The sequence below is a fragment of the Streptomyces lacrimifluminis genome (assembly GCF_014646095.1).
Lineage (GTDB): Bacteria > Actinomycetota > Actinomycetes > Streptomycetales > Streptomycetaceae > Streptomyces > Streptomyces lacrimifluminis.
Map to the genome: position 1 here is coordinate 19,489 of NZ_BMMU01000054.1, position 7,644 is coordinate 27,132.

General features: G+C 69.5%; 7 protein-coding genes and 1 tRNA gene. 1 reads left to right on the top strand and 7 read right to left on the bottom strand.

All coding sequences use genetic code 11. The annotated features are described in order from the left end of the window. Nucleotides 1-51 precede the first annotated feature (51 nt). The 6 genes from IEY89_RS38205 to IEY89_RS38230 all read right to left on the bottom strand — a co-directional run bounded on the left by IEY89_RS38205 (nt 52) and on the right by IEY89_RS38230 (nt 5,844). Nucleotides 52-1,728 carry a long-chain fatty acid--CoA ligase gene (locus IEY89_RS38205; protein WP_189152134.1) on the bottom strand — a complete coding sequence of 559 codons (1,677 nt, stop codon included), beginning with the start codon at nt 1,726-1,728 and terminating at the stop codon, nt 52-54. A gap of 216 nt (nt 1,729-1,944) precedes the next feature. Beyond that, nucleotides 1,945-2,517 (bottom strand): SigE family RNA polymerase sigma factor, encoded by a 573-nt coding sequence (locus IEY89_RS38210; protein WP_189152135.1) that lies wholly within the window; start codon nt 2,515-2,517, stop codon nt 1,945-1,947. A 226-nt stretch (nt 2,518-2,743) separates the two neighbouring features. Continuing rightward, a complete protein-coding gene (locus tag IEY89_RS38215) occupies nt 2,744-3,910 on the bottom strand; it encodes a lipid-transfer protein (protein ID WP_189152136.1) in 1,167 nt (388 codons plus the stop codon). Next, entirely contained in the window at nt 3,907-4,323 is a 417-nt protein-coding gene (locus tag IEY89_RS38220) for a MaoC family dehydratase (RefSeq protein ID WP_189152137.1), read from the bottom strand. The genes IEY89_RS38215 and IEY89_RS38220 overlap by 4 nt, the downstream gene beginning before the upstream one ends. Further along, nucleotides 4,320-5,270, bottom strand: a complete 951-nt coding sequence (locus IEY89_RS38225; RefSeq protein WP_189152141.1) for a bifunctional MaoC family dehydratase N-terminal/OB-fold nucleic acid binding domain-containing protein — start codon at nt 5,268-5,270, stop codon at nt 4,320-4,322. The genes IEY89_RS38220 and IEY89_RS38225 overlap by 4 nt, the downstream gene beginning before the upstream one ends. Nucleotides 5,271-5,538: 268 nt before the next feature. Further along, nucleotides 5,539-5,844, bottom strand: a complete 306-nt coding sequence (locus IEY89_RS38230) for a hypothetical protein (protein WP_189152138.1) — start codon at nt 5,842-5,844, stop codon at nt 5,539-5,541. A 491-nt stretch (nt 5,845-6,335) separates the two neighbouring features. Between IEY89_RS38230 and IEY89_RS38235 the strand changes: the two genes are divergently transcribed. Next, nucleotides 6,336-7,208: a bifunctional DNA primase/polymerase gene (locus IEY89_RS38235; RefSeq protein WP_189152139.1), complete on the top strand. Its 873-nt coding sequence runs from the start codon at nt 6,336-6,338 to the stop codon at nt 7,206-7,208. A gap of 101 nt (nt 7,209-7,309) precedes the next feature. Here IEY89_RS38235 and IEY89_RS38240 read toward each other — a convergent pair. Next, nucleotides 7,310-7,395: transfer RNA gene (locus IEY89_RS38240), tRNA-Ser, on the bottom strand. Between the last annotated feature and the right edge of the window lie 249 nt (nt 7,396-7,644).

Sequence of the window (7,644 nt, forward strand, 5' to 3'; positions counted from 1 at the left end):
CACGTCAGCCGCAGTCGGCCCCAGGCGACCTCAGTCGGCCTCGGTCGGCCGTCAGAGCTTGGTGACGTCCAACTCGCCCTCCGCGTACTGCCTGCGCAGGACCTTCTTGTCGAACTTGCCGACGCTCGTCTTCGGTACCGACTCGATGATCGTCCAGCGCTCCGGGAGCTGCCACTTGGCGATCTTCCCCTCACCGGCGAGGAAGGCGCGCAGTGACGCGAAGTCGGCGGTGGAGCCCTCCGACAGCACGACCGTGGCCAGCGGGCGCTCGCCCCACTTGTCGTCGGGGACGGCCACGACGGCCGCCTCCATGACGTCAGGGTGGGCCATGAGGGCGTTCTCCAGGTCGACGGAGGAGATCCACTCTCCGCCGGACTTGATGACGTCCTTGGCGCGGTCGGTGAGTGTCAGGAAGCCGTCGGGGCTGATGGTGCCCACGTCGCCCGTCTTGAGCCAGCCGTCCTCGCTGAACTTGTCGGCGGGGCGCAGGGGTTCGCCGTCGGGGCCGTTGTAGTACGAGCCCGCGATCCACGGGCCGCGCACCTCCAGCTCGCCGGCCGACTCGCCGTCCCAGGGGAGCCGCTCGCCCCCGGGGCCGCTCAGCCGGGCCTCGACGCTCGTCGGGAAACGGCCCTGCGTGATGCGGTACGCGAACTCCGCGTCCGTACCCACCGCGTGGGCCGGCGGCCGGGCGATCGTGCCGAGCGGGGAGGTCTCCGTCATGCCCCAGGCGTGGCAGACACGCATGCCCAGCTTGTCGAAGGCCGCCATGAGGGCGGGCGGGCAGGCGGAGCCACCGATGGTGACCTGGGTGAGGGACGAGACGTCCCGGGGGTTCGCGGTGAGCTCCAGGAGCAGGCCCTGCCAGATGGTGGGGACGGCGGCGGCGTGTGTCGGCCGTTCCTTCTCGATCATCTCGGCGAGCGGGGCGGGCTGCAGGAACCGGTCCGGCATCAGCATGTTGACACCGGTCATGAAGGTCGCGTGGGGCAGCCCCCAGGCGTTGACATGGAACTGGGGGACCACGACGAGGGAGGTGTCCTGGTCGGTCAGGCCCATGGACTGGGCCATGTTGACCTGGAGGGAGTGCAGGTAGATGGAGCGGTGCGAGAACACCACGCCCTTGGGATCGCCCGTCGTCCCGGAGGTGTAACACATGGCGGCGCCCGTGCGTTCGTCCAGCTCGGGCCAGTCGTAACCGGTCGGCTTCCCGGCGAGGAGGTCCTCGTACTCGTGCACCTGGGCGTGCGACCCGGCGAGGGCGGAACGGTCACCGGGGCCGGAGATCACGACGTGCTCGACCGTCTTGAGGTGCGGGAGCAGCGGGGCGAGCAGCGGCAGCAGTGAGCCGTTCGCGATGATCACCTTGTCGGCGGCGTGGTTGACGACCCAGGCCAACTGCTCGGGAGGCAGACGCAGGTTGAGGGTGTGCAGGACCGCGCCCATGGAGGGGATCGCGAAATAGGCCTCGACATGCTCGGAGTTGTTCCACATCAGCGTGGCCACGCGGTCGTCGCCGACCACTCCCAGGTCGTCGCGCAGGGCGTGTGCGAGCTGTGCCGTCCGGGCCCCGATCTCGGCGAAGGAGCGGCGCTGCGGTTCGGCCTCACCGGTCCAGGTGATGACCTGCGAGTCGCCGTGGATCGTCGACCCATGGGTCAGGATCCTTGAGATCAGCAGCGGTACGTCCTGCATGGTGCTCAGCACGGCGTCCTCCCGGGGCTTCATTGCCTACTCGGTGGTAAAGGTTGTGCTGATTCTGCGCACATACCGAGCGGTACGTCACTAGGGGAGAGTGATCGATCAGATCACGTCGTGCCTCGGGAACTATCGGGGGTCACCGGAGGTTCCCCTCCGGGAACCAACGGGCGCATCCACCGGCGGAGTCACTGACGGATCCGCTGCCAGGCCCACTGACAGTCCACTGGCGGAGGTGCCGAGCGGCTACCGGGCGAGCACCAGTTCAGGGTCCTCGCGCAGCTTGCCCAGCGCCCGTGAGACAGCCGACTTCACCGTGCCCACCGACACCCCGAGCACCTCGGCCGTCTGCACCTCGCTCAGGTCCTCGTAGTACCGCAACACCACCATCGCCCGCTGCCGCGCGGGCAGCTTCATGATCGCGCGCCACATCGCGTCGTGCAGCACCTGCTGGTCCGCCGGATCGCCGACCGGCGTCCCCTCGGGCTCGGGCAACTCGTCGCAGACGAACTCGTCGACCTTCCGCTTCCGCCACTGCGACGTCCGCGTGTTCAGCAGCGCCCGGCGGACATAGCCGTCGAGCGCGCGGTGGTCCTCGATGCGCTCCCACGCGACGTACGTCTTGGTGAGCGCGGTCTGCAGCAGATCCTCGGCGTCGCTCGGATTCGCGGTGAGCGACCGGGCGGTGCGCAGCAGCACCGGACGGCGGGCCTTCACGTACGACGAGAACGAGGGGTACGAGGTGTAGGACGCGAACGACAGGGTCTGCGTCGTCGGCGTAGCCGCGTTCGAAGCGCTGGTGCAGACGAGTGTGGTCATGGCTCTACGCTAGGTTCGACCCCTACTCGGGCTCATCGGCCGCAGGTCCCGAAGCCGCGTCCCCCTCAGGTTGTAGGAAGGGGGCTGCCTCCACCTCCTGAAGGTGGAGGCCGGGTACGGGGCTGTAAGGGTTCGACCCTGAGCGGTCGTACGGCGGTAGTACGGAGGCTGCTCCTCCGGTAGTAGGGGGCAGCCTCGGGCCCAGCGGCCGGTCGGACGGTCGCACTCATCCGGCGGCCTCCAGCACCAACCCCGACGTCGGCACCCCCGTGCCCGCCGTGACCAGCGCTCTTTCCGCCCCCGGCACCTGGTTGACGGAGGTCCCGCGGAGCTGTCGTACCGCCTCCGCGATGCCGTTCATGCCGTGCAGATACGCCTCTCCGAGCTGGCCCCCGTGCGTGTTGAGGGGCAGCCCCTCGGCCGCGACGAAATCCGCCGCCTCACCCGGTGCGCAGAAACCGAACTCCTCCAGCTGCATCAGCACGAACGGCGTGAAGTGGTCGTACAGGATGGCGACGTCGATGTCGGCCGGGCCCACACCGGCGGTCCGCCACAGCTGACGGGCCACCACGCCCATCTCCGGGAGCCCGGTGAGGTCGTCACGGTAGAAGCTGGTCATCTGTTCCTGTGCACGCCCCGCGCCCTGGGCAGCCGCCGCGACGACGACGGGCGACTGCCGCAGCTCGCGCGCCCGTTCGACGGACGTGACGACGACCGCCTGGCCGCCGTCCGTCTCCTGGCAGCAGTCCAGCAGCCGCAGGGGCTCGGCGATCCAGCGCGAGGCCGCGTGGTCGGCGAGGGTGATGGGCCGGCCGTGGAACCAGGCGGCCGGATTGGTCGCCGCGTATTTCCGGCCCCGGACGGCGACCTGGCCGAACGCCTCCGCCGACAACCCGTACGTGTACAGGTACCGCTGCGCCGCCATCGCCACCCAGGAGGCGGGCGTGAGCAGCCCGAACGGCAGCGACCAGCCGAGCGCCACCCCCTCGGCCGACGGCTCCCGCCGCTGCACCCCCGACCCGAACCGCCGCCCCGACCGCTCGTTGAAGGCCCGGTAGCAGACGACGACCTCGGCCACCCCTGCCGCGACGGCGAGCGCTGCCTGTTGCACGGTCGCGCAGGCGGCGCCCCCGCCGTAGTGGACCCGCGAGAAGAAGGACAACTCCCCGATCCCGGCGGCCTGCGCGACGGTGATCTCCGGGCTGGTGTCCATCGTGAACGTGACCATCCCGTCCACGTCGGCCGGCGTCAGCCCGGCGTCGTCGAGTGCGGCCCGCACCGCCTCGACGGCCAGCCGCAGTTCGCTGCGCCCCGAGTCCTTGGAGAACTCCGTGGCCCCGATACCGGCGATGGCCGCCCGGCCGCCGAGATCGTCGCGCGCGTGCAAGGTCACGGAGTGCCTCCCGGCTGGGGCGACGGGGGTTGCTGGGGTACGGAGACGGTCACCGTGCCGGACACGTGCCGGCCGATCCCGTTCGCCCCGACGACCCGTACGACAGCCGTGTCACCGTCGACGTCCTCGATCCGGCCGGTCAACACCATCGTGTCGCCGGGGTAGTTGGGGGCGCCGAGACGGATGGCGAGCTTGCGCAGCACCGCGGCCGGCCCGAAACAGTCGGTGACGTACCGTCCCACCAGCCCGTTCGTGGTGAGGATGTTCATGAAGATGTCGGGGGACCCCTTCGCCCGCGCCGACTCGGCGTCGTGGTGCACGTCCTGGAAGTCACGGGACGCGATGGCCCCGGCGACGATCAGCGTGCGCGTGATCGCGATCTCCAGTTCCGGCAGTTCGTCCCCGGTCCTCATCCGCCCACCTCCGCGGGAAGGTCGCCCCGGAACACCGGAAGCGCCGGCTGCCCCTCCTCGTACCGTACGAACTCCAGCCGCACCGGCATCCCGATCCGCACCTTGTCGTACGGCACGCCGACCACGTTGCTGATGATCCGCACACCCTCCGCGAGCTCGATCAGCCCGACGGCGTAAGGGGGGTCGAAGGCCGGGAAGGGCGGGTGGTGCAGGACGACGTACGAGAAGACGGTGCCGTCGCCGCCCGCCTCGACGGTGTCCCAGTCACCGCTGCCGCAGGCGTTGCACCCCGGCAGCCAGGGGAATCGGAGGGCACGACACCCGAGACACCGCTGGATGAGGAGCTGGTGCCGGTCGACACCGTCCCAGAATCCGGCGTTGTCGCGGTTGATGACGGGCCGGGGGCGCGTGGGGGTGGGGGTGGAGGTGGGGGCGACCTGGGGTTTCTGTCCCGTAGGTGTCTCAGGGGCGCGTGAGGGGACGGAGGGGGCATAGGTGCGTACCGGCGCGTACTTGAGGATCCGGAAGCGATGGGTGCCCACCGGCTCACCGTCCACTCGTACATCCGTCCGGGTCGTGACGAAGTACCCGGTGCCGAGCTTGGTGCTCTTGGGCCCGGAGACGGACTCGACGACCGAGTCGAAGGTGACCCGGTCCCCCGGCCGCAGGGGCCGCAGATACTCCTGCTCGCAGTCGGTGGCGACGACCGAGGTGCAGCCCGCGCCGTCGAGCAGGCCGAGCAGCTCCTCGTACGCGGCCGAGCGGCCAGCGTTCCCGGAGAGGCCGCCCATCGTCCACACCTGGAGCATGGCGGGCGGCGCGACGGCGTCCGGTCCGGCGTACGCCGCGCTGGTGTCGCCCAGCGCCTCGCACCAGTGCCGGATCATCGGCTCGTTGACGGGATCCTTGCCGACACCGCCACTGACGGCGGGGCGCCCTTCGAACACGGCGAGCCGCTCGGCGAGTTGACCGCTGGGCGGGTCATCAGGTCCACGAAGGGGCCGCTGGCTGGGCCGCTGACTGGGTAGGTGACTCACGGTTTCTGACTGTCCGTCAGATATTGGAGGGTGTCAATAGGGTGCGAAGGGCTCGGAGAACGTCTGCGCGGCGGCACGAAGTACGTGCCGCCGCACAGACGCGTTACCACCCCACGAAGCGCCCCCCACAAGGGAGTTCAGGACCGCGGGGGACCCACACCCCCGCCCGGCCCACGGCTCACCAGAGCTTGGTGAAGTTGACGACGGCGTTGGACTGGTCGATGGCCGTGAAGGCGGAGCCGTTGACCTGTGCGGTGTTGTTCTGGTTCGAGGCGCCGGAGCCGACCGCCTGCTGCTGCGAGGTGGACGAGTTGCCGTTGTTGCTTCCGCCCACGCCACTGCCGAGGATGCTCGCGACGGCCGCGTTCGATCCGTCGTCCGCGAAGGCGCCGTTGTCCGCCACCGCGACCCCGCTGAAGAGCGCGGCGGCGAGGGGCAGAGCCGAGACGGCGGCGAGAACGCGGGCGGTACGGATGCTTGCCATGTCTGTTCCTCCAGAACATGTACGCCCCGGCTCCGTGCCGGACCGTACGAAGTACGTGTGATGCGGAGTGCATGCGATGCATGTGATGCATGTGGTGTGTGGTGTGTGTGATGCATGGGATGCGTGAACTACCTCTGATCCCGAGGCGGTTGGCCATCCGCTCCGGTGCTGTTTCGCCGCTGCGCACTGCGTCGCGAGATCAGAATTGCCCACCGAATCCCCGGCGAACCACCCCGGAACTGATCATTCCCTCTGAAGCGTGATGACAAGTCGATAAACCCCCTTCACAACATGGAAGTAGCAGGTCAGCCCGATAGGGCTGATTCGCGCCAAGCCAGTAGGGGGTGACACCCAAGGGACACAAGAGACACAAGGGACGCAAGGGACGCAAGGCCGATGCGTTCTCGCACATTTCCAGCCATTCCATTCCGGGGACTACGGCGAACCGGCACACCCTTCCCTTTTTCGAACATCAGTACGAACATGGAGGCATGGCCACCACAGACCGGCAGGCCACGACGCTGGCCCTCGCACACGCCCTGTCAGCCGCCGAGCGCGGCCTGGCCGTCATCCCCCTGTCCCGGACGAAACTCCCGGCCCTGCGCTCCCCCCACCGCGACGACCCGGCCCCGACCCAGACCCCGTGCCACGGTGAGTGCGGGGGCATGGGCCACGGCGTGTACGACGCCACGACCGACCCGTCCCGCATCCGCGAACTCTTCGCCGCCGCCCCCTGGGCCACCGGCTACGGCATCGCCTGCGGCCTGCCCCCGCACCACCTCATCGGCATCGACCTCGACACCAAGTCGGGTACGGACTCCTCCGCGGCCCTGCGCGAACTGGCCCTGCGCCACCTGTTCACGATCCCCGAGACGGTGGTCGTCCTGACCCCGTCCGGAGGACGCCATCTCTGGCTGACCGGCCCACCGGACGCCGTGGTCCCCAACTCCGCGAGCCGGCTGGCCCCGGGGATCGACATCAGAGGGGCCGGCGGCTACCTGGTAGGCCCCGGCTCCCGCACCGACCACGGTGTCTACGGCACGGCCCCCGGCACGGCCCACCTGACCCCGGCCCTCTGCCCACCGTCTCTCCTGCGCCTCCTCCTCCCGACGCCCCGCACACACCGTTCTGCGTCCCCCACACCGGGCGAACACGGCCAGGGCCTGGTCCAGTTCGTCCTCGCGGCCCACGAGGGCCAACGCAACACCCGCCTCTTCTGGGCAGCCTGCCGCGCCTACGAGAACGACCTCGGGCCTGCCCTGCTGGCCCCCCTGATCGAAGCGGCTGTACAGACAGGGCTTACGGAGCGGGAGGCACGGGCCACGATCGCTTCGGCGGCGCGGATGTCGGGGTGGCGGGGGTGAACCCGGGCAGGCCGGGCTACCGACCGAGGAGGAGGCCGAACACACGGGAGGGGCGCCCCGGTGTCGGGGCGCCCCTCTGTTCAGCTCACAAGCTGAACCACTGCGGAAGCGGTGAGATTCGAACTCACGGTGACATCGCTGCCACGACGGTTTTCAAGACCGTTCCCTTAGGCCGCTCGGGTAGCGCACCTATGGCCTGCTCACCAGAGGCGGAGCGGGTACGGCATGCCTGGCGCGGGTGCTGCTCGGAAGGCGTGGTCCAGACAGGGTCCACTGGGTCCGTTCCGCTCCTCAGGGCCGCCGCCGCAAGGCGGCGCTGACGCCACGACGCAACCGAACTACAGCTATCTCTACGGGTTCAAGGCAATCTTCGCTCACTGAGCTTCTTCAGCGTTGCCGCTCCAGGGTGAGGACGGCTTTGGCGATTGACGTCATG

What these genes read in the sequence shown, in the direction of transcription:
- IEY89_RS38205 (WP_189152134.1), bottom strand. Translation starts at nt 1,728, where the DNA reads ATGAAGCCCCGGGAGGACGCCGTGCTGAGCACCATGCAGGACGTACCG.
- IEY89_RS38210 (WP_189152135.1), bottom strand. Translation starts at nt 2,517, where the DNA reads ATGACCACACTCGTCTGCACCAGCGCTTCGAACGCGGCTACGCCGACG.
- IEY89_RS38220 (WP_189152137.1), bottom strand. Translation starts at nt 4,323, where the DNA reads ATGAGGACCGGGGACGAACTGCCGGAACTGGAGATCGCGATCACGCGC.
- IEY89_RS38230 (WP_189152138.1), bottom strand. Translation starts at nt 5,844, where the DNA reads ATGGCAAGCATCCGTACCGCCCGCGTTCTCGCCGCCGTCTCGGCTCTG.
- IEY89_RS38235 (WP_189152139.1), top strand. Translation starts at nt 6,336, where the DNA reads ATGGCCACCACAGACCGGCAGGCCACGACGCTGGCCCTCGCACACGCC.